The 23,896-nt window shown below is 64.8% G+C and carries 23 protein-coding genes; 6 read left to right on the plus strand and 17 right to left on the minus strand.

The features are described from left to right. The 4 genes from gatB to ACYP01_RS25145 all read right to left on the minus strand — a co-directional run. The coding region (gene gatB / locus ACYP01_RS25130) for an Asp-tRNA(Asn)/Glu-tRNA(Gln) amidotransferase subunit GatB (protein ID WP_459682980.1) at positions 1 to 775 on the minus strand (775 nt) is incomplete at its 3' end. Positions 776 to 800: 25 nt separating this feature from the next. Next, positions 801 to 1,832, minus strand: coding sequence for an ATP-dependent 6-phosphofructokinase (locus ACYP01_RS25135; RefSeq protein ID WP_003944711.1), 1,032 nt, complete (start codon positions 1,830 to 1,832; stop codon positions 801 to 803). Positions 1,833 to 1,947: 115 nt separating this feature from the next. Beyond that, on the minus strand, positions 1,948 to 2,610 hold the full coding sequence (locus tag ACYP01_RS25140) for a response regulator (protein ID WP_003944694.1): 663 nt from the start codon (positions 2,608 to 2,610) through the stop codon (positions 1,948 to 1,950). Positions 2,611 to 2,619: 9 nt separating this feature from the next. After that, positions 2,620 to 3,894 carry a sensor histidine kinase gene (locus ACYP01_RS25145; RefSeq protein WP_459682983.1) on the minus strand — a complete coding sequence of 425 codons (1,275 nt, stop codon included), beginning with the start codon at positions 3,892 to 3,894 and terminating at the stop codon, positions 2,620 to 2,622. Between the two features lie 164 nt (positions 3,895 to 4,058). Between ACYP01_RS25145 and ACYP01_RS25150 the strand changes: the two genes are divergently transcribed. Beyond that, the gene (locus ACYP01_RS25150; protein WP_054831448.1) at positions 4,059 to 4,733 is read left to right on the plus strand and encodes a hypothetical protein; all 675 of its coding nucleotides are present in this window, start codon (positions 4,059 to 4,061) and stop codon (positions 4,731 to 4,733) included. Then, the gene (locus tag ACYP01_RS25155; protein WP_459682985.1) at positions 4,730 to 6,130 is read left to right on the plus strand and encodes an alpha/beta-hydrolase family protein; all 1,401 of its coding nucleotides are present in this window, start codon (positions 4,730 to 4,732) and stop codon (positions 6,128 to 6,130) included. Before ACYP01_RS25150 ends, ACYP01_RS25155 begins: the two co-directional genes overlap by 4 nt. Before the next feature lie 57 nt (positions 6,131 to 6,187). Here ACYP01_RS25155 and gatA read toward each other — a convergent pair whose 3' ends face one another. Together gatA and gatC are read right to left on the minus strand one after the other, a co-directional pair. Next, a complete protein-coding gene (gene gatA, locus ACYP01_RS25160) occupies positions 6,188 to 7,666 on the minus strand; it encodes an Asp-tRNA(Asn)/Glu-tRNA(Gln) amidotransferase subunit GatA (RefSeq protein WP_459682987.1) in 1,479 nt (492 codons plus the stop codon). Beyond that, positions 7,663 to 7,962 carry an Asp-tRNA(Asn)/Glu-tRNA(Gln) amidotransferase subunit GatC gene (gatC, locus tag ACYP01_RS25165; protein WP_003944747.1) on the minus strand — a complete coding sequence of 100 codons (300 nt, stop codon included), beginning with the start codon at positions 7,960 to 7,962 and terminating at the stop codon, positions 7,663 to 7,665. The genes gatA and gatC overlap by 4 nt, the downstream gene beginning before the upstream one ends. A 280-nt stretch (positions 7,963 to 8,242) precedes the next feature. Here gatC and ACYP01_RS25170 point away from each other — a divergent pair, with 280 nt between their 5' ends. Beyond that, the gene (locus ACYP01_RS25170) at positions 8,243 to 8,893 is read left to right on the plus strand and encodes an ACT domain-containing protein (protein WP_003944719.1); all 651 of its coding nucleotides are present in this window, start codon (positions 8,243 to 8,245) and stop codon (positions 8,891 to 8,893) included. A gap of 13 nt (positions 8,894 to 8,906) precedes the next feature. Here the strand turns inward: ACYP01_RS25170 and ACYP01_RS25175 are convergent, their stop codons facing one another. From ACYP01_RS25175 to ACYP01_RS25215, 9 genes are all read right to left on the minus strand, one after another. Further along, positions 8,907 to 9,395, minus strand: a complete 489-nt coding sequence (locus tag ACYP01_RS25175) for a GNAT family N-acetyltransferase (RefSeq protein WP_003944764.1) — start codon at positions 9,393 to 9,395, stop codon at positions 8,907 to 8,909. A gap of 47 nt (positions 9,396 to 9,442) precedes the next feature. Beyond that, positions 9,443 to 11,524, minus strand: coding sequence for an NAD-dependent DNA ligase LigA (ligA, locus tag ACYP01_RS25180; RefSeq protein ID WP_007729389.1), 2,082 nt, complete (start codon positions 11,522 to 11,524; stop codon positions 9,443 to 9,445). Between the two features lie 81 nt (positions 11,525 to 11,605). After that, positions 11,606 to 12,628, minus strand: a complete 1,023-nt coding sequence (locus ACYP01_RS25185; RefSeq protein WP_054828364.1) for a uroporphyrinogen decarboxylase/cobalamine-independent methonine synthase family protein — start codon at positions 12,626 to 12,628, stop codon at positions 11,606 to 11,608. Next, on the minus strand, positions 12,625 to 13,737 hold the full coding sequence (gene mnmA, locus ACYP01_RS25190; RefSeq protein ID WP_042447455.1) for a tRNA 2-thiouridine(34) synthase MnmA: 1,113 nt from the start codon (positions 13,735 to 13,737) through the stop codon (positions 12,625 to 12,627). Before mnmA ends, ACYP01_RS25185 begins: the two co-directional genes overlap by 4 nt. After that, complete coding sequence (locus ACYP01_RS25195) at positions 13,737 to 14,966, minus strand: cysteine desulfurase family protein (RefSeq protein ID WP_019747909.1); 1,230 nt, start codon at positions 14,964 to 14,966, stop codon at positions 13,737 to 13,739. The genes mnmA and ACYP01_RS25195 overlap by 1 nt, the downstream gene beginning before the upstream one ends. 52 nt (positions 14,967 to 15,018) lie before the next feature. Further along, on the minus strand, positions 15,019 to 15,918 hold the full coding sequence (locus ACYP01_RS25200; protein ID WP_003944726.1) for a lysophospholipid acyltransferase family protein: 900 nt from the start codon (positions 15,916 to 15,918) through the stop codon (positions 15,019 to 15,021). Next, on the minus strand, positions 15,918 to 16,754 hold the full coding sequence (locus tag ACYP01_RS25205) for a GNAT family N-acetyltransferase (protein ID WP_064075199.1): 837 nt from the start codon (positions 16,752 to 16,754) through the stop codon (positions 15,918 to 15,920). Before ACYP01_RS25205 ends, ACYP01_RS25200 begins: the two co-directional genes overlap by 1 nt. 135 nt (positions 16,755 to 16,889) lie before the next feature. Continuing rightward, the gene (locus ACYP01_RS25210) at positions 16,890 to 17,846 is read right to left on the minus strand and encodes an electron transfer flavoprotein subunit alpha/FixB family protein (RefSeq protein ID WP_003944698.1); all 957 of its coding nucleotides are present in this window, start codon (positions 17,844 to 17,846) and stop codon (positions 16,890 to 16,892) included. Between the two features lie 48 nt (positions 17,847 to 17,894). Further along, on the minus strand, positions 17,895 to 18,695 hold the full coding sequence (locus tag ACYP01_RS25215; RefSeq protein ID WP_019747906.1) for an electron transfer flavoprotein subunit beta/FixA family protein: 801 nt from the start codon (positions 18,693 to 18,695) through the stop codon (positions 17,895 to 17,897). 271 nt (positions 18,696 to 18,966) lie between these two features. On the opposite strand from ACYP01_RS25215, the gene ACYP01_RS25220 reads away from it, so the two are divergent. From ACYP01_RS25220 to ACYP01_RS25230, 3 genes are read left to right on the plus strand one after another with little or no spacing between them, the layout of a single operon-like run. After that, positions 18,967 to 19,746 (plus strand): class I SAM-dependent methyltransferase, encoded by a 780-nt coding sequence (locus ACYP01_RS25220; protein WP_042451468.1) that lies wholly within the window; start codon positions 18,967 to 18,969, stop codon positions 19,744 to 19,746. Positions 19,747 to 19,775: 29 nt separating this feature from the next. Continuing rightward, positions 19,776 to 21,302 carry a 1,4-alpha-glucan branching protein domain-containing protein gene (locus tag ACYP01_RS25225; protein WP_054187795.1) on the plus strand — a complete coding sequence of 509 codons (1,527 nt, stop codon included), beginning with the start codon at positions 19,776 to 19,778 and terminating at the stop codon, positions 21,300 to 21,302. Next, positions 21,299 to 22,543: a glycosyltransferase family 4 protein gene (locus ACYP01_RS25230; protein ID WP_003944732.1), complete on the plus strand. Its 1,245-nt coding sequence runs from the start codon at positions 21,299 to 21,301 to the stop codon at positions 22,541 to 22,543. The genes ACYP01_RS25225 and ACYP01_RS25230 overlap by 4 nt, the downstream gene beginning before the upstream one ends. An 18-nt stretch (positions 22,544 to 22,561) precedes the next feature. Here ACYP01_RS25230 and ACYP01_RS25235 read toward each other — a convergent pair whose 3' ends face one another. Next, the gene (locus ACYP01_RS25235) at positions 22,562 to 23,197 is read right to left on the minus strand and encodes a maleylpyruvate isomerase family mycothiol-dependent enzyme (RefSeq protein ID WP_054782442.1); all 636 of its coding nucleotides are present in this window, start codon (positions 23,195 to 23,197) and stop codon (positions 22,562 to 22,564) included. 97 nt (positions 23,198 to 23,294) lie between these two features. Continuing rightward, positions 23,295 to 23,896 (minus strand): acyltransferase (locus ACYP01_RS25240; RefSeq protein ID WP_459682994.1); only part of this gene is annotated, 602 nt, incomplete at its 5' end.

The following is a 23,896-nucleotide window of genomic DNA, read 5'->3' on the forward strand; positions in this document are numbered from 1 at the left end:
GCATTTCGTAGCGAACTGCGACCTCGACGCTCTTGAGGGAGTTGACGTTCTTGGTCTCGGTGCGGGTCCCCAGTTCGGTGGAACCGATCGGCATGAGGGAGATGTTGGCGTCGCAGCGCATCGATCCCTGGTCCATGCGGACGTCGGAGACGTCGAGGGACTTCAGCAGATCACGAAGCGCCGTGACGTACGCGCGAGCAACCTCGGGGGCGCGCTCACCGGCACCGTGGATGGTCTTGGTGACGATCTCCACCAAGGGAACGCCCGCACGGTTGTAGTCGAGCAGCGAATGGCTGGCACCGTGGATACGACCGGTAGCGCCACCCACGTGGAGGGACTTACCGGTGTCCTCTTCCATGTGGGCGCGCTCGATCTCGACGCGCCACGTCGTGCCGTCGTCGAGGATCACGTCGAGGTATCCCTCGGTTGCGATCGGCTCGTCGTACTGGGAAATCTGGTAGTTCTTCGGCTGATCCGGGTAGAAGTAGTTCTTGCGTGCGAACCGGCCCCACGGCGTGATGGAGCAGTTCAGCGCAAGACCGATCCGGATCGCGGACTCGACAGCGGCTGCGTTCACCACTGGCAATGAACCGGGCAGGCCCAGACAGACCGGGCACACCTGGGTATTGGGTTCGGCACCGAACTCGGTGGGGCACGGGCAGAACATCTTGGTCGCGGTGCCGAGTTCTACGTGCACCTCCATACCCATCACAGGCTCGTACTTGGTCAGTACTTCGTCGTAATCGAGGATGTCGGGCGCATCGACAGCAGTCATGGTGATCAGTTTATGCGTCTGCGGCTCAGCCGAAGAATGCGGCTGCCTCCTCGTAGCGCTCCTTGGGCACCGTCTTGAGTTTGCGGGTCGCCTCGGCGAGCGGAACGAGGTCGATGGACGTTCCGTGCAACGCGACCATCTGACCGAAATCTCCGCGGTGAGCTGCGTCGGTGGCATGAACGCCGAAGCGAGTGGCGAGGATGCGGTCGTGCGGTGTCGGGGTGCCACCGCGCTGAATGTGCCCGAGGACGGTGGTGCGAACTTCCTTGCCGATGCGGCGCTCGATCTCGTTTCCGAGCTGCTGCGCGACACCGGTGAAGATCTTGTGACCGAACTCGTCTATGCCACCTTCGCGCAGAGTCATCGACGTGGGATCGGGCATCGCACCTTCGGCCACGACGCAGATGAAGTGGGAGTCGCCACGCTGGAAGCGCTTCTTGACCATCGCGCACACCTCGTCGACGTCGAACGGCTGTTCCGGAACCAGCGTGAGGTGTGCCCCCGACGCCAGTCCGGCCTGCAGCGCGATCCAGCCCGCATGCCGGCCCATGACCTCGACGAGCATGACGCGCTGGTGCGATTCGGCCGTGGTATGGAGCCTGTCGATGGCGTCGGTGGCGACAGCCAAGGCGGTGTCGAAACCGAAAGTCACGTCAGTGCAATCGATGTCGTTGTCGATCGTCTTGGGCACACCGATCACGGGTACGCCGCTCTCGGAAAGCCAACTGGCCGCGGTGAGTGTGCCTTCGCCGCCGATCGGAATCAGGACGTCGATCCCGTTGTCGTCGAGAGTCTGCTTGATCTGATCGAGGCCCGCACGGAGTTTGTCGGGGTTCACGCGAGCGGTGCCGAGGATCGTGCCGCCGCGGGTGAGGATGCGGTTGATGCGGTCATCGGAGTCGAGCGGGACCTTGCGGTCTTCGAGCAATCCTCGCCAGCCGTCCCGGAATCCGACCACGGTACTGCCGTAACGACCGGCCGACGTACGTACGACGGCGCGGATGACCGCGTTCAAGCCCGGGCAGTCGCCGCCGCCCGTGAGGATTCCGATTCGCATAGTGCAGCACCTCTCGTGACCGGATTGTGGATCTTGGTGTCCATCTTCCCCCAGTCACCGTATTGCCGCAGGATAGCGGCGTTGCCGAGCCGCAACGCCGCGCCGTACGGGATCACTAACCTGGCGTGACGAGCCCGCTTTCGTACGCCAACACGACTGCCTGGGCACGATCGCGCAGATCGAGCTTCGACAGCACCTTCCCGACATGGGTCTTGACGGTCTGCTCGGCGACGAACAGCCGCTCGGCGATCTCGACGTTGGACAATCCGCGGGCGATCAGCTCGAGGACCTCACGCTCACGTGGGGTCAGCGCATCGAGCGCTGCGGGCCGTGCGCGCGGGGCGGCCCGCCGGCTGGTCACATCGGCAATCAGGCGACGCGTCACCGTCGGCGCCAGCAAGGCCTGCCCTTCGGCAACGACGCGTACCGCCCGAATCAGCTCCTCAGCCGGCGCGTCCTTGAGCATGAACCCGCTCGCTCCGACGCTCAGGGCCTCGTAGACGTAGTCGTCGATGTCGAAAGTGGTGAGCATGAGGACTCGCACCGGCGGTTCCCATCCGGCGGACAGAATCTGGCGGGCAGCGTCGAGTCCGTTCATCTCGGGCATACGAACATCCATCAACACCACGTCCGGACGCAATCGCGCGACCTCGGCGACGGCGATCTTGCCGTCCGGCGCATCGCCGATCACGCTGATGTCGGACTGGGCGGAGAGTAGGGCTCCGAACCCTTGTCGAACCATCGCCTGGTCGTCTGCGATGAATACTGTGATGGGCACTCGGACAGCCTAGGCGGGCATCGACGGCAACTCGGCCCGGACCTCGAACCCTCCGTCCTGTCGCCGGTTTGCCAGCAGCATGCCGCCCACCGCCGAAGCCCGCTCTCGCATTCCGCGGATTCCGTTGCCACCAGTGGTTTCCGACGCCGAGTGCTGATTGCCACCCAATGGCGAAGGTCCGTTGTTCACGAGCGCGCTCACCGATTGCGGACCGAAGGCCACGGCGACCTCGATGGGTCCGCCTGGCGAATGCCTGGCCGCGTTGGTGATCGACTCCTGAATGATCCGGTAGAGCGCAAGGCCCGTGGATTCCGAGACCGACGCTCGATCACCGTCGACTCGCCACGATACCGGCAAACCGGCACGGGTACTGCCGAGCAACAGTTCGTCCAACTGGTCGACGCCCGGTTGTGGAGCCTTCACCACGGTGTCCCCGTCGCTGCGCAGGACTCCGAGGAGGCCGCGGATCTCGTTGAGCGCTGCTCGCCCTGTCTCACTTATCGATTCGAATTCGGTTCGGATCTCCGGAGTGACTGCATCGAGTCTGTACGGCGCACTCTGAGCTTGCACGACCACCATCGACATGTGGTGGGCCACGATGTCGTGCAAGTCGCGGGCGATCCGCGCCTTCTCCTCGAGGATCGTGCGTCGAGTGCGTTCGAGTTCACTGACTTCCTCCTGCTTGGCCAACTGGCGGCGCGAGAGAACCAACCAGCGGATCAACAGGCAGAAGACGACCAGGGCACTCAGCCCGACAGCCCAACCGGCGCCGTCGCTTCCCGGGGCGTTGCCGAGAAAGAGCAGCACTGTGGCGATCCAGGCGACACCGACAACCTGAATGGGCGCCCGCAGACTCACTGCGGCCAGCAACGACATCAGCACGATGATGTGGACGACCTGCCACGGGTAGTCGTAACCGGGAGTGTTGTCGAACACCAACGGGATGATCAACGCCGAGACCGCCGACACCGCCCACCCCAACGGAGCGTTGATCCGGATCAGGACGAACGGAAATGCAGCCAACGCGGCGACGAAGGGCATGATCGGCGGCGAAACATGATGCGTCAGTTGCAGTGTCGGCCAGGCAATCGAATAGAGGATCAGAGTGATCGCTACGACGACGATGTTCCAGAACTGACCGCGGGCCACGAAACTGGTTGCCCGGCGCACTTTCTCCGAATGAACGACCGCCCCGTCGAGGCCGGACAGCATCGACCCGGCGGTGGCGTATGTCGGCGCGGGCACATCCGGTGCACCCTTGTTCTTCCTACGGACCTTGATCACTCGTCAAGCCTATGAAGGCGAACCCCGAAAGTCCTCATACTGCAGAGTGAGATCCCCCTACCTCCGAGGTATCACAGGGGAGGGAATTCTCACCCGAATGCGCGTCGGAGAACCCCTCCACAGAGCGATGACCGTCAGGATTGTCCGTTCATAGCGTGAACGGCATGCGGATCACACGGGTGAAAGACCTCTCTCGAAGCGCCGGCACCTGGGCTGCCCTGGCGCTGGCTGCAACGGCAGCGATCACTGTCACTGCCGGAGCGAGCGGAGCCCAGTCGCCGCGCACCGAGAATTCGAACGCATCCAGGGCGATCGCCACCGTGACTACTGCGGATGCCGCTGACGCTGCGACCACCATCCCGGCGGACTTTGCGGCATTCGCCGGTTACACCCCCGCCGTCGTCGACGGATACCTCGCCAATCCCCACGGCGACTGCTCGTCGCCGGTCCCACTTCCCGACGAATTCGACTCGGCCTGCAAAGCGCACGATCTCGGCTACGACCTACTCCGCTACGCGCATTCGCACGGAACGGAACTGGGGCCGTGGGCACGTCAGGTCCTCGACGGTCAGCTCGACCAGCGAATGCATGCCGCGTGTGAAGACCGCACGTCCTTTCTCTCACGAGGGTATTGCTTCGCGATGGCCGATGTAGCCGTCACGGCTGTGAACGGAAATTCTTGGCGCCAAAGCTATCTGACGCCGGTCACGGAATCGGGATTCGGTTACGGCACGGCCGGTGTTCTGGCAGTTTCCGCCTTGGGCTTCACCCTGATGCGATCGCGGCGCCTCGATCCGTCGAACGAGTTCTCCTTCTCCCCGAAAGCGATTGCAGCATGAGCGTTCTGAATGCGTCACGGACCCCCGTCCTCGCCCGAGTCGGGGCGCTCGCACTCCCCCGCGTGTCCACGAGCGTCGCCGTGGCAGCGATGTCCGCCATCTCGCTGGCTCCCGGACTCCTGCCGCGATCAGCCGTACTACAAGGGGTGTTCAGCGGTCTGCTCGTCGCGGCCGGACTACTGGCGATGTGGGCGTTCTCCGCGGTAGCCCGTCGGCTCGTCCCCGACCGGGTCAAGGCCCGATTCGACGAACGTCATTGGCGCATCACCGCGTTCGGGTTGTCGACTGCCGGCACCGCAGTTGCGATGTTCGCCGCCGCCGGTTGGCAGAACTCGTTGCGAGCGGCGATGGGCGCACCGTCTGCCGGACTTCTCCACTGGGCGGAGGCGGGTTGCATTGCAGCACTGACCGCGCTTGGTCTCTGGGGCATCGGGATCGGAATTTCGAAGGCGCTGCGGTGGATGGGTTTCGCGCGGAGCGTCGGCGCACTGGTCATGGGTGTTCTCGGGGTGCAGTTGGTAGTCGGTCCCGTCGTGTGGAACGGCCTCGCCGATTCGTTCGACAAGTCCAACGCGTACATCGACACTGCTCTGACACAGCCACTTTCGGCCTCTGTGTCAGGCAGCCCCGAATCTCTCATCTCGTGGACGTCGATGGGGGCGGAGGGACGCAAATTCGTCGCAGCAGGCGAAGACTCGGTGCGTGTCTACGCCGGTTTGGATTCGGCACCCGACACTGCATCACGTGCCGCTCTCGCGGTGAGCGAATTCGATCGCGTCGGCGGCTTTGCCCGCAACAGCGTCGTAGTGGCCGTTCCGACCGGATCGGGGTGGATCGACACGCATGCAGTCGACGGTATCGAGCAACGGTTCGGCGGCGACGTCGCAATAGTCGGGCAGCAATACTCCGACGCACCCAGCTGGGCGACATTCCTGTTCAGCCGCGACGATGCCGAAAAATCAGCCACCGCTCTGTTCACGGCTGTCGGCAGCCACATTGCCGCGATGCCCGCCGAGGATCGACCGGAATTGTTCCTCTACGGACAGAGCCTCGGCGCCGTCGGCGGCAGCGCTGCACTGACCGAGGCATTGTCAGGGGTCAGTCCCACCGCCCCGTGCGACGTGTTGTGGGCCGGTCCCCCGGCCGGCGCGACACGAACGGACGGCGCAACCGTCCTCGCGAACACTTCCGACCCGGTGGTGTGGTGGTCGCCTGCCCTCGCGACACAGAAACCGGATCTCAGCCGTGCCGTGCAGGACGGCCCGATCCCGCAGTGGATCCCGGGTGTCACGTTCTTGCAGACCACCGTCGACATGCTCGGTTCGCTCGGTGTCCCCGCCGGTCACGGCCATCGCTACGGAACCGATCAGGGGACGGCCCTGAGGACTTGCTCCTGAAACTGCTGTGCGCCTTTATTAACCGCGGGGGGTTAATAAAGGCGCACAGCAAACAGGTCAGACTGCAGTCGCGATCGGGCCGCGTGCAGCTTCGTAGGCCGCACCGACACGGTAGAGGCGCTCGTCAGCCATGGCGGGCGCCATGATCTGCAATCCCACCGGCAGGTTGTCGTCCGCGGACAGACCCGATGGGACCGACATCGCGCAGTGTCCGGCCAGGTTGGTCGGCAACGTGCACAGGTCCGAGAGGTACATGGCCAACGGATCGCCGACCTTCTCCCCCAACTTCCACGGCGTGAACGGGCTGGTCGGCGAGACCAGTACGTCCACCTTCTCGTAGGCCTTGTCGAAATCGCGCGCGATGAGCGTACGGACCTTGAGCGCCGAACCGTAGTAGGCGTCGTAGTAGCCCGAGGACAGTGCGTAAGTACCGATCATGATGCGGCGCTTGACCTCCGGACCGAAACCCGCGGCGCGGGTTGCCGCCATGACCTGGTCGGCACTCATGTTGCCGTCGTCGACACGCAGTCCGTAGCGCATGGCGTCGAAGCGAGCCAGGTTGGACGAGACCTCGCTGGGCAGCACCAGGTAGTACGACGCGAGCGCATGCTCGAAGCTCGGGCACGAGACCTCGACAACTTCGGCACCCAAAGCCTTGAGTTGCTCGACGGCAGCGTCGAAGGAAACGATGACGCCGGGCTGGTAGCTGTCGGAGTGAAGTTCCTTGACCACACCGACTTTGACGCCGCGCAGGTCGCCGGCTGCACCTTCACGTGCCGCAGCGACCACCGGACGCACGGGGGCGTCGATGGACGTGGAGTCACGCGGATCGTGCCCGGCGATGACCTCGTGCAGTAGAGCGGTGTCGAGCACGGTGCGACCACAGGGACCGCCCTGATCGAGCGAGGAGGCGCACGCGACGAGCCCGAAGCGTGAGACAGTTCCGTACGTCGGCTTGGTTCCGACCGTCGCGGTGACCGCAGCGGGCTGACGGATCGAACCGCCGGTGTCAGTGCCGATGGCCAGCGGGGCCTGACGGGACGCGAGCGCCGCAGCGCTACCACCACCGGATCCGCCGGGGATGCGGGTGACATCCCACGGGTTACGCGTCGGACCGAAGGCCGAGTTCTCGGTCGAAGAGCCCATCGCGAACTCGTCGAGGTTCGTCTTGCCGAGGATCGGGATGCCGGCAGCGCGCAGCTTGGACGTCAGAGTCGCGTCGTACGGTGCAACCCAGCCTTCGAGAATTTTCGACGCACAGGTGGTCGGCATGTCCGTCGTGGTGAAGATGTCCTTCAACGCGATCGGAACGCCGGCGAGTGCCGAAGCGGGTTCGTTTCCGCCTGCGAGCGAGTTGTCCACTGCTGCGGCGGCTTCGAGAGCCTGTTCGCCGGCAACGTGCAGGAAGGCGTGGTACTCGGTGTCGACGGCCGCGATGCGGTCGAGATGCGCCTGCGTGACCTCTACGGAGGACACCTCACGCGAGTGGATCTTGCCGGCCAGCTCAGCGGCGTCCAGCGTGGTCAGATCGGTCATTCGCCCTCTCCAAGGATCTGCGGAACCGCAAAGCGATCCTGTTCGACTGCGGGTGCTCCGGACAATGCCTGCTCGGGGGTCAGCCCGGGCACGATCACGTCGGGGCGCGTCACGTTGGTGACGGCATTGGGATTCGCCATGGGCGGGACGTCGTCGGCCGCAACCTCGGTGACCACCTTGACGTGGTTGAGAATCGAATCCAACTGACCGGCGAACTCGTCGAGTTCGGCATCGGACAGGGCGAGTCTGGACAGCCGCGCGAGGTGCGCGACCTCGTCACGGGAGATGGCAGGCACCGCGGGGCCCCTTTCGGAAGAGGACGTGAACATTGCCGGTCCAGCCTAGTTGCTCGCCGCGACAGACCTGTAAGCACGCCCGCTGTATCGAACGACGAGCACGCTCACTGTGTCGATCGCCACGCCGAAAGCCCGCAGTGTGTTTCGCTCGTGTGACAAGCATGTGCATCTGGCGTGACGCCGCCGCGGCGCCCACCATCGCAGGTTGGGCAAGTGCAAAGATGAGTCAGGCCCGGGTCGACGTGATCCGGGCGAGAACCGATCAGCGAAAGGCACGCACGTGTCGTACCTGCTTCGCGTCCAACTGCCCGATCGACCCGGCAGCCTCGGCGCGCTCGCCGTAGCTCTCGGATCCGTGGGCGCAGACATCCTCTCCCTCGACGTCGTGGAACGAGGTGACGGTTTTGCCATCGACGACCTCGTGGTCGACGTCGAACCGGGCGCGCTGCCCGACACCTTGATCACCGCTGCCGAGCATCTACCGGACGTGCTGGTCGATTCGATCCGTCCCTACGCCGGGATTCTCGACACTCACCGTGAGCTCGAACTCATAGATTCCGTTGCGACGGCCCGAAACGATCGACTACAGGTCCTCGTCGACGGCGCGCCGCGTGTACTGCGAGTCGGCTGGTGCGTCGTCGCGGACATCGGCAAGCACGGTGCGTACCGCGTCGTCGGTAGCGCCGGCGCGCCGGAAACCCACGCCACCGACATTCCGTGGATGCCACTGGACAAGCCCACCGCCCTCGATGGCGAGGCCGACTGGGTTCCGGACGTATGGCGCGACATGAACACCAGCCTCGCTGCCGCACCTCTCGGCTCCGGCAATCGAGTCCTCATGCTCGGTCGTCCCGGTGGGCCCGAATTCCGCCCTTCGGAGATAGCCCGCCTCGGCTACCTCGCAGGAATCGTGGCGACGGTACTGGGTTGACCAGGCCGGCTGATCAGGCCAGGCCGCGAACCATGACGGTCAGTTCCATACCGCGAATCGGCTCCCACGCCCGCTCGGGATCGGGGACGAAACCGTTGCGGTCGTAGATACGACGGGCATCGACCATCTCGGGCTGCGTCGAGATGACCACCGAGTGATCGCCGCGGTCGTAGGCTTCAGCGATCACTGCGCGAACCAATGCGGTTCCGGCGCCCGATCCCCGAGCTTGCGGCGAGACTGCGAGCATGCGGAACTCGAGTTCGCCCTTCTGCGCAACATCCGCGAAGGGCGTGCCGGGTTCTGCGATCGTCAACGAGCCCACGACTTCGTCACCGAGAACCGCAACCAGCACCCGGCCCTGCTCCACCCGAGTTGCGGTGTCTCGCAGGCGCTCCGCGTACGGCGATCCGCCGGCGACAAATCCGCCACCCACGTACGACTGCACAGTCAGCTCCCCGACGGTCTCGAACTCAGCCGGTAGAACTTCACGAATCTCGATCATGGCGTCACTATCGCACCCAGCACACCAATCTCAGAAATCGGACAAAGTCACTCTGGTTCGTCCAAATCGGTGGGAGCGACCGCATCCGGGCCATCTTCGAGCAACCGCCGGAAGCCGTCTTCGTCGAGCACCGGCACACCCAATTCGACCGCCTTGTCGTGCTTGGAACCGGGCGCTTCACCGACGACGACAAACGCAGTCTTCTTCGAGACCGACCCTGCCGCCTTGCCGCCGCGCACCAGAATCGCTTCCTTCGCCTGATCACGTGAGTAGGTCTCGAGCGAACCGGTGACGACGATCGAGAGGCCCTCGAGATTGCGCGGAATCGAATCGTCGCGTTCGTCCTCCATGCGTACTCCGGCCGACGCCCACTTGTCGACGATCTGCTGGTGCCAGTCGACGGAGAACCACTCCACGACGGCGGCGGCGATAGTCGATCCGACGCCGTCGACTGCAGCCAACTCGTCGACCGAGGCTTCCCGAATGCGTTGCAGCGAGCCGAATTCGCCGGCCAACGCCCTCGCGGCAGTGGGGCCGACGTGCCGAATCGACAGTGCCACAAGCACTCTCCACAGCGGCTTGTCCTTTGCCGAATCCAGGTTGGCCAGCAAGCGTTTTCCGTTGGCGGACAGGGATCCCGCATTGGTGCGGAAGATCGGAACTTCGATCAGTTTCTCGGCGTCGAGTGAGAAGAGATCGCCCTCGTCGCCGATGACCTTCGCCTCCAACAGCCCGGTCGCGGCCTCGTAACCGAGCACCTCGATGTCGAATGCACCGCGCCCCGAGACGTGGAACACGCGCTCGCGCAACTGCGCCGGGCAGTACTGCTGATTGGGGCATCGCACGTCGACGTCGCCCTCTTTCGCGGGTGCCAACAACGTGCCGCACTCGGGACAATGCGTCGGCATGACGAACTCGCGCTCGGTACCGTCACGAACGTCTGCCACGGGACCGAGAACCTCGGGGATGACGTCTCCGGCCTTGCGCAACACCACGGTGTCGCCGATCAGCACACCCTTGCGCTTGACCTCCGAGCCGTTGTGCAGCGTGGCCAAGGACACAGTGGAACCCGCCACCGTGACGGGTTCCATGTACGCGAACGGCGTCACACGACCCGTACGTCCGACACTGACCCGGATGTCGAGGAGCTTGGTCGTGACCTCTTCCGGCGGGTACTTGTACGCGATAGCCCACCGTGGTGCGCGCGACGTGGTGCCCAGACGTCGATGTAACGACATCTCGTCTACCTTGACCACCAATCCGTCGATCTCGTGCTCGACGTCGTGGCGGTGCTCTCCCCAGTACTTCATCTTCTCGACCACGGCGTCGGCGCCGACCACCCGTGAGGTGTGCGTGGACACCGGCAGACCCCAGGCGGCGAGGGCCACGTAGGCGTCGTACTGCGAGGCCGGCTCGAAACCTTCCATGCGCCCGAACCCGTGGCAGATCATTCCGAGGCGGCGACGCGCGGTGACGGCAGGATTCTTCTGACGCAGGGAGCCCGCCGCGGAGTTGCGCGGATTGGCGAACGGCGCCTTCCCCTCCTCCACCAGGGAGGCATTGAGTGCTGCGAAGTCCTCGAGGCGGAAGAACACCTCGCCACGCACCTCGAGCAGGCTCGGAATCGGGTACTCGTCCGTGGCGGTAAGGCGCTCCGGGATGTCGTTGATCGTCAGAGCGTTGAGCGTGACCAGCTCGCCAGTACGACCGTCACCGCGGGTTGCGGCACGAACGAGTTTGCCGTTCTCGTAGACGAGATTGAGGGCGACACCATCGATTTTCACTTCACAGAGATAGTGCAGTTCCGGCCCGGTTTCCTGCTCTACCTTGGCGATCCATGCTCGGAGCTCCGACTCGTCGAAGACGTTGTCGAGGCTGAGCATCCGCTCGAGGTGGTCGACGGACGTGAAGTCCGTCGCGAATCCGCCACCGACGAGTTGCGTCGGAGAGTCGGGAGTTCGCAGATCCGGGTACTGCTCTTCGAGAGCATTGAGCTGCCCGAGCAATGTGTCGAATGCACCGTCCGAAATGACGGGCGCATCACGAACGTAGTAGCGGAACTGATGCTGGCGTACCTCTTCGGCCAGCTCCGTCCACTGCTCGCGCGCCTCGTTGGGCGCTGGCTGCATTGCATCCGCGGTTTCAGTCACAGCTAGAAGATTATCGGTTCACACCGACACACCACACGACTCCACATCGGAACGCACACACTAGAACGCCGACGGATCGTCCACCAATGCCTTGCCGACGTCTGTACACAGCCGAAGGGCGGCACGAGCCCAGTCGAGGTTCGCACCCGAAAGACCGCAACGCGGAGTGACCGCGACCTGGGTCTGCAGGAGTTCACGAGAGAAGCCGAGACGATCTACCAGTGTGACGGCGGGCATCGCACACTCTTTCCACGTCACCGGCTTTTCCGGCTCCACGGACGGAACCAGACCGAGCGCCAATTCCTTGCCGGCGTCGAACAACTGGCCGATACCGTCGAGATCGCGTGAGCCGATGAGCGACATGTCGAAGCTCACGCCGAACGCCTGGCTTCGCCTCAGTAGATCCCACGGCATGTCTGTGCCGCAACTGTGGACGATTGTGGGCAGTCCGCAACCGCTGATCGTCGAGTCGAGTACGGCGAGTGCCTCGGGTTCCGGCAGTGCCGGAACGCTCTCCATCTTGGTGCGCCCAGGCAGCGAACCGGCCAGAACTGCCGCGATCTGCGGCTCGTCCAACTGGATCACCACTGCGGCGCCGGTGCGGCGAGTGACCTCGGCCGCATGACGCGCGAGACCCTCACCGAGTGATTCTGCGACGTCGCGGAGCGCACCGCGGTCGACGAGAACTCGCGAACCGTTTGCGACTTCGATCTCGGCGCCGAGTGTCAGCGGGCCGGCGACTTGGAGCTTGACGACGTGGTCTTCGCCGACCAAGCGCGCTGACTCCCAGGCTTCCTCGAGCGCGTCGAGATCCTGATTCAGAAAGTCCTCGGCTCGCTTCGCGACATTGCCCCTCCGAGGCACGACTCGATAGGCACGGGTCGAGGCGTCGAGGTTGATATCGACCAGAATTGCCCCCGCCCGGCCGACCATGTCAGCGCCGAGTCCGCGGCTCGGCAACTCCACCAGATGCGGGAAACCACCCAGCTCGCCGAGGATGGTTGCGGCACTTTCGCGGGCATCCGTGCCCGGCCAGGATCCGATTCCGGTGACGAGACCACCGATGGAAACCTGCTGCGTCACAGTGTGTTCGGCTCGGATTCGGTACCCGAGATGGTGCCACTGCCGAGGACCTGGTCACCCAGTTCGCGGTCGGGGCGATACAACACGACGGCCTGTCCCTTTGCGACGCCGGTCAGTGGTTCGCGCAACGAGATCGAGATACCGCCGCTTGAAGTACCGTCGTCGACGGCCTCCGCAACGGCCTGCGCCAGTCCGCCGTGCGCACGAACCTGCACCATGCATTCGACGGGGCCCTCCGGCGCCTGGCCCGAGGTCCAGATCGCACGCTGCGCCGAGATGGCCCAGACGTCGAGATTCTTGGCCGAACCCACTCGGACCGTTCCGGTTTCGGGCTCGATCGCGGTCACGTACCGCGGACGGCCGTCACCCGCCGGACCTTCGACGCCGAGACCCTTGCGCTGTCCGATCGTGAAGCCGTGTACGCCGTCGTGTGCAGCGAGGACTTCACCCGAATCGGCGTCGACGACGCTTCCCGGACGAACGCCGATGCGCGCACCCAGGAATGCTCGTGTGTCGCCGGTCGGGATGAAGCAGATGTCGTGACTGTCAGGCTTGTTCGCCACAGCCAGACCGCGCTCGGCGGCTTCCTCGCGGATCTGTTCTTTCGGTGTGTCACCGATCGGGAACATCGCTCGCGAAAGCTGCTCAGCCGTCAGCACACCGAGGACATACGACTGGTCCTTGTCAGCGTCGACCGCCCGGCGCAGGACGCCGTCTTCGAGGCGCGCGTAGTGACCGGTCGCCACGGCGTCGAAGCCGAGAGCGACCGCACGGTCGGCGAGTGCGGTGAACTTGATCTTCTCGTTGCAGCGCAGGCACGGATTGGGGGTCTCACCCGCTGCGTACGACGCCACGAAGTCGTCGATCACGTCTTCCTTGAAGCGATCGGCGAAATCCCAGACGTAGAAGGGTATTCCGAGAACGTCGGCGGCGCGCCTGGCGTCGCCGGCATCTTCCTTCGAGCAGCATCCACGCGAACCCGTCCGCAATGCGCCCGGCGCCGTGGACAACGCAAGATGAACGCCGACGACGTCGTGTCCGGCGGCGACAGCGCGGGCGGCGGCGACAGCGGAGTCGACACCTCCGCTCATGGCTGCGAGTACTCGCATCAGCGATCCCCTCCACGCGAACCGGCACCGGCAAGACCGGCGGCCCGAGCGCGCTCTACTACTTGTGGAAGCGCAGCGATGAGCGCGTCCACATCGGTGACACTCGACGTATGTCCGAGCGAAAATCTCAGTGAGCCACGCGCGACGGGCGATTCGACGCCCATCGCGATCAAGACATGGCTGGCTCTGGCCACACCGGCGGTGCAGGCCGAACCGGTGGAACATTCGATACCGGCGGCGTCGAGCAGCATCAGCAACGAATCGCCCTCGCAGCCGGGGAAGGTGAAGTGCGCGTTACCGGGAAGCCGATCGGATCCGGTCGGGCCGTTGAGCACCGACTCGGGAAGAATCTCCAGGACTCCGTCGATCAAACGGTCACGCAACTGCGCCAATTCCCTTGTGCTGGAATCGAAGTTCTCGACGTTTGCGCGCAGCGCCGCAGCCATCCCGACAACGCCCGCAGTATCCGGAGTGCCCGAACGCAGATCACGTTCGTGTCCGCCGCCGTGAAGGAGCGGCACACACGGAACCTGGCGTCCGAGCAGCAGTGCGCCGACGCCGTGCGGACCACCGAACTTGTGCGCCGCGATGCTCAGCGCGGACAACTTGCTCGCCGCGAAATCGACCGGCAATTGCGCAACGGCCTGAACCGCGTCGCTGTGCATCGGAATCTCGAACTCAGCCGAAATCTCCGCCAACTCCACGATCGGCATGATCGAGCCGACCTCGTTGTTGGCCCACATCACCGTCACGAGTGCTACCTCGTCGGCGTGGACGGAAAGCTCGTCACGCAAGGTCTGCGGGTCGACGACACCGTTCTCGTCGACCGGCAACCACGTCACGCGCGCGCCCTCGTGCTGCTCGAGCCACTCGACGGCGTCGAGCACAGCATGATGCTCGACGGAGCTGGCAAGGATGCGAGTGCGTCGCGGGTCTGCGTCACGGCGAGCCCAGTAGATGCCCTTGACCGCGAGATTGTCGCTCTCGGTGCCTCCGGAGGTGAAGATGACCTCCGACGGCCGCGCACCCAGGCTGGCGGCGATCGATTCGCGCGATTCCTCGACGCGGCGCCGGGCCGCACGGCCGGAGCCGTGCAGCGAGGACGCGTTGCCCACGGTTTTGAAGGTATCGGTCATCGCCTCGATAGCGGCTGCCGACATCGGAGTCGTGGCGGCATGATCGAGGTACACCGGAAATCCGGCGTGGGCACTGTGTGCAGGCAGAGTCATGGCTTGACAAGGATAGCCCAGCACGAGAGTTCGACCAGCCTCGCTCAGCAGGCTAAGCGCTCATCGCCGGGGAAGGATCGATTTGTCCCACGGCTTGTGTCACGAGTTCCGGTGCGGGGTCGAAGATGTCGTGAGCTGCCAGATCGATGATGTCGACGCCGCGTACGGCTCTCTCGCATCGCTGCGCGAGATCGGCTCGACACTCCCCTGCCTCCTCGAGCGGAGCCAGCCTGACCTTCACCTCGACGTTCTTCTGACGCAGGATCCGACGGATGGACTGACCGATCGTTTCGGTGCCGACAAAGCAGGGTCCGGTGCACAGGGAACCGTCGGCGTTCTCGTAGCGGATCGCCATCGGCTGAACCGGGCATTCGGCGTCGACGGCTGCTTGGAACATCGCCGGACGAAAACCGCCGTACGCCCGCCCGCACCAGGTCGTTCCCTCGGGGAACACCATCACCCGGACACCTCGCTGCAGGCGTTCGCGAACGACGTCGACGGTTCCGGGGAGTTCACGCAGGCGAGCGCGGTCGATGGGGACGACGCGCATCCGGCGCGCGAGACCGCCGAGCACTGCCCAGTCGAGCAGGTCGGCGCGGGCGACGAAGTTGGCCGGAGCAACGGCGCTCGCGACGAGGACGTCGGTCCAGGACACGTGACCGGCGACAACCATGACCCCGTCAGGTTCCGCGCGCCCCAACCGCTGATCGTCGACCGTCAGCTTCATCCCCAGACACCGCAGCAACGCGCGCGAGTATCCGCGTTGCATCTCAGTACGCCAGGTGCGCGGGAGCAGCCAGCCGGCCGAAAGCACAGGCGCAGTCACCAGTGCGGCACCGACCATGACCCCGCGGGCCATAACGGTGATACTCGACACACCGGGTGCGTCCGCGGGTAGGCACCCGTCGCCGCAGGGGCTCGTCGGCACCCAGTACGGCACCGCCGCGGTCATCAGCCGATCCCCGACTCGTGTGCGGCGGCCGCCGATCGCAGCCGTTCGAGGTAGCGCTTGTTGGCGGAGTGAAGGCCTTGCAGTGCAACAAAATCGGCCACGCCGAACTCGGGATCGTGGGCGGGCTCCCCGCAGATCATCGCGCCCATCCGCAAGTAACCACGGAGCAACGGCGGCATCGTCACGCGTTCCGGTGCGGCGATCTCGTCGAGCGTCAGACCCCCGAGGACCACCGGGTTTCGTGGGATCACCCGCCGCGACCCCGGACTGGCGTGCTTGTTCATCACGAAGTCACGGACGCCGCGGACATCGGCGCCGGCAATTGAATCGGGGCTAGGCAAGACGGGCACGGAGACGCAGCCCATCACCCACTCGTATCCGGTCAATTCGAGATAGTGCAGGATGCCCGACCACATCAGGCTCAGGACGGATCCGGTGCGGTGCGCGGGATCGACGCACGCGCGACCCATTTCGACGATCCTGTTCGACACCGGATCGAGCGCGGAGATGTCGAATTCGGTTGCGGTGTAATACCCACCCGCCGCCGCAGCGGAATCCGGCGGCAGCATTCGGTAGCAGCCGACGTACTCCTCGGTGATGTTGTCGCGAACGAGAAGATGATCACAGAATTCGTCGAAGGCGTCGGCGTCGAGTTCGAACACCCCGGCCGAGGCCGGGAGGGAGAAGCCTGGCTCGGAGGCGAACACTCGGTATCGAAGGCGCTGCGCTGCGACACGATGCTCGCGGTCGGAGGAGACGATCAGGGAATATCTCGGCTGGGCGACCTCACGGCCGAGATTGTCACTCGCGGAGCGAAGGACTGACGTAATTGTCATGCGCAAGGTTTATCGAGCGCGAACGGCGTCTCGGTATCGACGAAGTGACATGCCGATGCAGCCCGGGTGAATAAAGCACTGTGCGCCTTTATCAACCGCGGGGGGTTGATAAAGGCGCACAGCAGTTTGTGCTTTTCAGCCCTTGTGGGACTTCACAGCTTCGGTGAGCTGCGGTGCGACGTTGAACAGGTCGCCCACGATGCCGAAGTCGGCGATCTCGAAGATGGGTGCCTCTTCGTCCTTGTTGACCGCGACGATGGTCTTGGACGTCTGCATGCCGGCGCGGTGCTGGATGGCACCGGAAATGCCGAGCGCGATGTACAGCTGCGGCGAGACCGTCTTACCGGTCTGACCGACCTGGAACTGTCCGGGGTAGTAACCCGAGTCCACAGCGGCACGCGAAGCACCGACTGCAGCGCCGAGGGAGTCGGCCAGCTCTTCGACGACGGAGAACTTGTCCGCGCTGCCGACACCACGTCCACCGGAGACGACAACCGACGCCTCGGTGAGCTCCGGGCGGTCGCCGCCGACGATGGGCTCACGCGAGGTGACCTTGACGGCACTCTCGTCCTGAGCCGGAACCTCGACGGTGATCTGCTCGCCTGCGCCGGCCTGCGGAGCAGCCTCGACTGCACCCGGACGAACCGAGTAGACGGGAACGTCGCCGTTGGCCTTGGCTTCGACGGTGAACGCGCCACCGAAGATGGAGTGGACGCCGGTGCCGTCAGCCTTGATCTCGATGACGTCGGTCAGCAATCCGGAGCCCAGACGTGCGGCCAGACGACCGGCAACCTCTTTGCCCTCGGTGCCGGCTGCGGTGATGACTGCTGCCGGGCTGGTGGACTCGACCAGAGCGGCGAGAACGTCGACCTTGGGGGTGACGAGGTAGCCGTCGATGTCGTCGGACTCGGCGACGTAGATCTTCTCGGCTCCGGCTGCTGCCAGAGCGTCGGCGAGCTTTGCTGCGGTGCCCGCGGGGCCGGCGACAACTGCCGACGGCTCACCGAGTGCGCGTGCAGCGGTGATGAGTTCGGTGCTGACCTTCTTCAGCGCACCCTCTGCGTGCTCTACGAGCACAAGTACTTCTGCCATGACTTAACTCTCCCTGAGTTCTTCTGCTGGATGTCTAGAAGGGCGCGATCAGATGACCTTGTTGCTGACGAGGTAAGCGGCAATCTTGGTGCCACCGTCTCCCTCGTCGGCGATGCGCTCACCAGCGGTACGGGGGGGCTTCGGGGTGGAGGACGTCACGGTGGTGCCTGCGTTGGCAACTCCGACGGTCTCCGGGTCGACTCCGAGGTCGGCCAGCGTGTAGACGAGAACTTCCTTCTTCTTCGCGGCCATGATGCCCTTGAAGGACGGGAAGCGCGGCTCGTTGATCTTCTCGGTGACCGAGACGATCGCGGGCAGCGAAGCCTCGAGGCCGAAGACGCCCTCGTCGGTCTCGCGCTCACCGGTGATCTTGCCGTCGGCGACGACGACCTTGCGCAGCTGCGTGAGCTGCGGGATGCCCAGGTACTCGGCGATGATGGCCGGAACAGCGCCGACGCGGCCGTCGGTGGCCTCGTTGCCGGCGATGATCAGGTCGGCAGGCTCGTCGTTCTCGAAGGTGATCTGGCCGAGAGCAGCAGCGAGCGTCCATGCGGTCTGGATCGCGTCGGAGCCGTGCAGTGCCGGGTCGTTGATGTGGACGGCCTTGTCGGCGCCCATCGACAGAGCCTTGCGGATAGCGTCGGTGGCGCGGTCGGGACCTGCGGACAGCACCGTTACCTCACCGCCCTGAGCTTCCTTGATGAGGAGTGCTTCTTCGACGGAGCGCTCGTTGATCTCGTCGAGGACTGCGTCGGCGGCTTCACGGTCAAGCGTGTAGTCGCCGTCGGTCAGCTTGCGCTCGGACCATGTGTCGGGGACCTGCTTGATCAAAACAACGATATTCGTCATGGGTCTTCGTCGACCTCCTGTGTGTAATTCACCTGATAAATCGTCTGTGGTGCTCGCGCAGTCCGAGCGTCCGAAAAGAGAGTCCGACAGGTCTCCCCACGGGCGAATTTCTCGGTTCACGTCGGCTGTGCGTTAGATTACCCCACGTTAAGTTACCGGTGGGTAACTTAACGTGGAACCTCGTCCACCATAACGGCACGAACAGGAATTGACAGCAGTGATCTGGACCACGGCGAACACGTTCTACTCGGATGGCACTAATCTCGCACGGGTGAGTGAAACGAGTGTCAGCAACCACGAGGACGCACCCCTGCCCTTGACGGGCGAACGAACCGTGCCAGGAATCCCCGAGGAGAACTACTGGTTCCGACGCCACGAAGTGGTGTACCGCGCACTTCTGGAGCGCTGCACGGACCGCCGAGTCCTCGAGGCCGGTTCTGGAGAAGGCTACGGCGCCAACATGATTGCGGACGTCGCAACAAAGGTTACCGGCCTCGACTACGACATCTCCGCGGTCGAGCACGTCCGTGCCCGCTACCCCCGCGTCGAGATGCTCCACGGCAACCTCGCCGAGCTTCCACTGGCGGACAACTCGGTTGACGTCGTCGTCAATTTCCAGGTGATCGAGCACCTGTGGGATCAGGGTCAGTTCCTACGCGAATGCTTCCGAGTTCTCGCTCCCGGCGGTGAACTTCTCATCAGCACCCCCAACCGGATCACCTTCTCCCCCGGCCGCGACACGCCGCTCAACCCTTTCCACACTCGTGAGCTCAACGCCTCCGAAATGACCGAATTGCTCGAAGACGCCGGATTCCGCGTTCAGTTGATGACCGGCGTCCACCACGGTTCGCGCCTGAAGGAACTCGACGCCAAGCACGGCGGATCGTTCATCAACGCGCAGATCGACCGCGCGTTGGCCGGTGAGCCCTGGCCCGAAGATCTCACCCGCGACGTCGAGGGCATCACCGTCGACGACTTCAGCATCAGCGAACCCGACATCGACGACAGCCTCGACCTCGTCGCTATTGCCGTGAAGGAAACCGGCGAGTGAGTAACGCAACACCCGTCACCGAACCGGGGATGTTCGCCCTGGTTCTGCACTCCCATCTGCCGTGGCTCGCCAACCACGGCAGATGGCCAGTCGGCGAGGAATGGATCTACCAGTCCTGGGCTGCGTCGTACATTCCGCTCGCCGCCGCGCTACGACGCCTGGCCGACGAGGGCCGATCGCACCTGCTGACGCTGGGAATCACGCCCGTACTCGCGGCCCAGTTGGACGATCCCCACTGCCTCGCCGGGATGCATCACTGGCTCGGCAACTGGCAGATCCGCGCCCACGAGGCTGCCGGCATGCCGGACGCGGCGCACCGCGAACTCGGCGCGCGCGAACACCGGGCGTCAGCTGCCGCTCTCGCAGATTTCGAGACTCACTGGCAGCACGGCGCCTCACCGGTGTTCCGCGACCTCATCGATCGCGAGGCCTTCGAGCTTCTCGGCGGGCCGCTGGCCCACCCGTTCCAACCGCTGCTCGATCCTCGCTTGCGGGCGTTCTCCCTCCGCGAAGGTCTCGCCGACGCGCATGCCCGGTGGAATCACACTCCGACCGGGATCTGGGGACCCGAGTGCGGGTACACCCCGGGCATGGAGCGCGGGTACGCCGAAGCGGGCGTCACCCACTTCATGGTCGACGGCCCCGCCTTGCGCGGCGACACATCCCTCGGCCGCCCGGTTCGAGAATCCGACGTGGTCGCATTCGGCCGCGACCTGCAGGTCAGCTACCGCGTCTGGTCCCCCAAGTCCGGATATCCGGGTCACGCCGCCTACCGCGACTTCCACACCTACGACCACGAGACGGGTCTCAAGCCGTCGCGGGTCACCGGACGGACCGTCGACTCCGCCGACAAGTTGCCGTACGACCCCGAACTCGCTGCGGCCGCCGTCGACAAGCATGTTGCCGACTTCGTCGAAACCGTTCGGGCGCGTCTGCGCAGTGAATCCACCCGCATCGGCCGCGACGCCCTGGTGGTCGCAGCTTTCGACACCGAACTGTTCGGGCACTGGTGGCACGAAGGTCCGCAGTGGCTCGAAAAACTCCTGCGCGCGCTTCCCGAGGCCGGAATTCGCGTCGGCACCCTCGCCGACGCCAAGGCATCGGGATACGTCGGCGAACCCGTTCAACTCGAGGATTCGTCCTGGGGATCGGGTAAGGACTGGCGTGTCTGGGCCGGCGATCAGGTGTCCGACCTGGTGCAACTGAACTCCGAAGTGGTGGAGACCGCGCTCGGCACCGTGGACAAGTCTCGCGGACGCGACAACGCACCCGGCCGACCGGAACTGCGAAACCGGGTCAACGATCAGGTACTTCGCGAGACACTGATGACAGTTTCGAGCGATTGGGCATTCATGGTGAGCAAGGATTCGGCCGCGGGGTACGCCCGCGAACGTGCGCACAAGCACGCCCATGCGACCAGGGAAATCTCCGAAGCGCTGGTTTCCGGCCGCGATGCCGTCGCCGTGCGACTCGCCGAAGGCTGGAATCGCGCCGACGGGTTGTTCCCGGGACTGGATGCTCGCCGTCTACCTGACACAGAACTGAGTCCGTCGTGAAAATTCTCATCGTCTCGTGGGAGTACCCCCCGGTCGTTGTCGGCGGCCTCGGCCGACACGTCCACCATCTCGCCACCGAGTTGGCTGCTGCAGGCCACGAGGTCGTTGTTCTCTCGCGTCGCCCCTCCGGAACGGATGCGTCGACGCACCCGACGATCACGCACATTTCCGAGGGCGTCCTTGTCGTCGCAGTGGCCGAGGACCCCGCACACTTCGTCTTCGGCGAGGACATGCTCGCGTGGACCCTCGCGATGGGTCACGCGATGGTCCGGGCCGGGATGGCGCTGCACAAGCCAGGAGTGGGCGAGGGCTGGCAGCCCGACGTCGTGCACGCGCACGACTGGCTGGTCGCACATCCGGCGATCGCCCTGGCCGAATTCTATGATGTCCCACTGGTTTCCACACTTCACGCCACCGAGGCGGGTCGCCACAGCGGCTGGATCTCCGGACGCATCAACCGCCAGGTCCACTCCGTCGAGTGGTGGCTGGCAAACGAATCCGACTCTCTCATAACTTGTTCGGCGTCCATGCAGGAAGAAGTGACCGAGCTCTACGGCCCGACGCTGCCGCCGATCACCGTCATCCGCAACGGAATCGACGTGACCACGTGGAACTTTCGCGAACGTGGACCGCGATCCGGACCACCGAAACTCCTCTTCGTCGGCCGCCTGGAATACGAGAAGGGCGTGCAGGACGCCATCGCAGCACTCCCCCGAATCCGTCGTAGCCACCCCGGCACGACCCTCGCGATCGCGGGCGAAGGCACCCAGTTCACCTGGCTCTACCAACAGGCACGCACGCATCGCGTCGCGCGGGCGGTGGACTTTCTCGGCAACCTCGATCACACGGAACTGCTCAGCTGGCTGCACGGAGCGGACGCCATCGTCCTGCCGTCGCGCTACGAGCCGTTCGGGATCATCGCCCTCGAAGCGGCGGCGGCCGGCACTCCGCTGATCACGTCCACCGCAGGCGGACTGGGCGAAGCCGTCGTCGACGGGGTGACGGGGATGTCCTTCCAACCGGGCGACATCGCCGGGCTCACCTCGGCTGTCCGCGAGGTACTCGACGATCCCGCCGGGGCACAGGAACGGGCAGTGGCCGCCCGCGCACGCCTGACATCGGACTTCGACTGGCATCAGGTCGCCGAGGAGACTGCTCACGTCTACGCGGGCGCGAAGCGTCGGGTGCGACAGCCGTTGGCCCGTCCGCAGATCCCCGAGCGTCCGCTGCCCGGTCGCTGAGCTCGCTTTGTGCTGATCTCAGGGGGTCGGGAGTGGCGCGGTGAAACGAGAACTCGCATCCCCGAGCAGATGGCCTGGTGGCAGCATCCGGCCGCACAGCACGAGCAGGAGATCCTGCGCCGCCCCGTGAACCTCGGCGCCGGCACCGTACGTCCAGTCTCGGTCGTCGGCGCGCAGCCGAGCGCCGTCGAGGTCAGTTCCGAAATACTTCACGGTTTTGGGCGAGAGTCCGCTGAGCACACGAGTGAGCCGGTCTTCGGGCACCACGTAATCGTCGCCGAGTGCCACGCGAATGTCCTGACCGTGGATCACGTCGTGCGAGAGCGCACCCTCGAAGCCGCCGCCTGGCGGCTTCCACGGGTGTGCGACGTTGTCGCGAAGCGAGGCAAGCAGTTGTTGCTCACCGACTTCCGACGCGTCGGCGAGCGCTCGCCGATTCGACATCTTGTTGAAGTTTCCGCGTGACTTGACCATTTCCACGACGAATCGCGGCGCCGAGTATCGGTAGGGCATGGTGATGTGCGCGATCACTTCGCGGACCCGCCACCCCTCGCACAGGGTCGGCGCGTTCCACTGCTCCGTGCTCAGGCCTTCGAGAAATCCCACCAGTTCGCGGCGCTGCGCCACGACCCATTCGGGTGTCTGTTCGCTCATGTCGGCACTCCTTTCACCGGCGCAGACTTTCGGCGCCGATACCGATACAGACCGGTGGCGGCGCCGAAAGTAATCGCTGGTTCTGCCAAAAAGTGAGCTACGACGTCGACGACGCGTCGGCAGCGTCCGCAGCAGCCTTCTTGCGTGCGATGTCCTCGAGCGCCGCGATGTACTTTGCACGATCGGCAGCGCCGGCTTCCCAATCGGACTTGCGGTTCTTGACCGCCTTCGCGGGCGAGCCGACCGCGATGCTGTAGTCCGGGATGTCGCCTTTGACGACGGCGTGCGCCCCGAGGACACAACCGCGTCCGACGCGGGTATTTCGCAGCACGGTGACCTTCGCTGCCACCCACGTGTCCGGGCCGATACGGACGGGGCCCTTGACGATGCCCTGGTCCTTGATCGGTGTGTTGATGTCGTCCATGCGGTGGTCGAAGTCGCAGATGTAGCACCAGTCGGCTACGAGCGTCGACGCACCGATTTCGATGTCGAGGTACGTGTTGACGACGTTGTCCTTGCCGAAGACGACCTTGTCGCCGATGCGCAGCGAGCCTTCGTGGCAGCGGATCGCGTTGCCGTCACCGATGTGCACCCAGCGCCCGATCTCGAGGCGGGACAGGTCGGGGGTGGAATGGATTTCGACGTTCTTGCCAAGGAACACCATGCCGCGCAGGATCACGTGCGGGTTGGCCATCTTGA

This window comes from Rhodococcus sp. no. 34 (genome assembly GCF_054589475.1).

Bases quoted from the DNA above. Each gene is read 5' to 3' on its own strand.
- ACYP01_RS25135 (WP_003944711.1), bottom strand. From the start codon at position 1,832: ATGCGAATCGGAATCCTCACGGGCGGCGGCGACTGCCCGGGCTTGAAC.
- ACYP01_RS25150 (WP_054831448.1), top strand. From the start codon at position 4,059: ATGCGGATCACACGGGTGAAAGACCTCTCTCGAAGCGCCGGCACCTGG.
- ACYP01_RS25155 (WP_459682985.1), top strand. From the start codon at position 4,730: ATGAGCGTTCTGAATGCGTCACGGACCCCCGTCCTCGCCCGAGTCGGG.
- gatA (WP_459682987.1), bottom strand. From the start codon at position 7,666: ATGACCGATCTGACCACGCTGGACGCCGCTGAGCTGGCCGGCAAGATC.
- ACYP01_RS25175 (WP_003944764.1), bottom strand. From the start codon at position 9,395: ATGATCGAGATTCGTGAAGTTCTACCGGCTGAGTTCGAGACCGTCGGG.
- ligA (WP_007729389.1), bottom strand. From the start codon at position 11,524: ATGCAGCCAGCGCCCAACGAGGCGCGCGAGCAGTGGACGGAGCTGGCC.
- mnmA (WP_042447455.1), bottom strand. From the start codon at position 13,737: ATGCGAGTACTCGCAGCCATGAGCGGAGGTGTCGACTCCGCTGTCGCC.
- ACYP01_RS25195 (WP_019747909.1), bottom strand. From the start codon at position 14,966: ATGACTCTGCCTGCACACAGTGCCCACGCCGGATTTCCGGTGTACCTC.
- ACYP01_RS25200 (WP_003944726.1), bottom strand. From the start codon at position 15,918: ATGACCGCGGCGGTGCCGTACTGGGTGCCGACGAGCCCCTGCGGCGAC.
- ACYP01_RS25205 (WP_064075199.1), bottom strand. From the start codon at position 16,754: ATGACAATTACGTCAGTCCTTCGCTCCGCGAGTGACAATCTCGGCCGT.
- ACYP01_RS25210 (WP_003944698.1), bottom strand. From the start codon at position 17,846: ATGGCAGAAGTACTTGTGCTCGTAGAGCACGCAGAGGGTGCGCTGAAG.
- ACYP01_RS25215 (WP_019747906.1), bottom strand. From the start codon at position 18,695: ATGACGAATATCGTTGTTTTGATCAAGCAGGTCCCCGACACATGGTCC.
- ACYP01_RS25225 (WP_054187795.1), top strand. From the start codon at position 19,776: ATGTTCGCCCTGGTTCTGCACTCCCATCTGCCGTGGCTCGCCAACCAC.
- ACYP01_RS25235 (WP_054782442.1), bottom strand. From the start codon at position 23,197: ATGAGCGAACAGACACCCGAATGGGTCGTGGCGCAGCGCCGCGAACTG.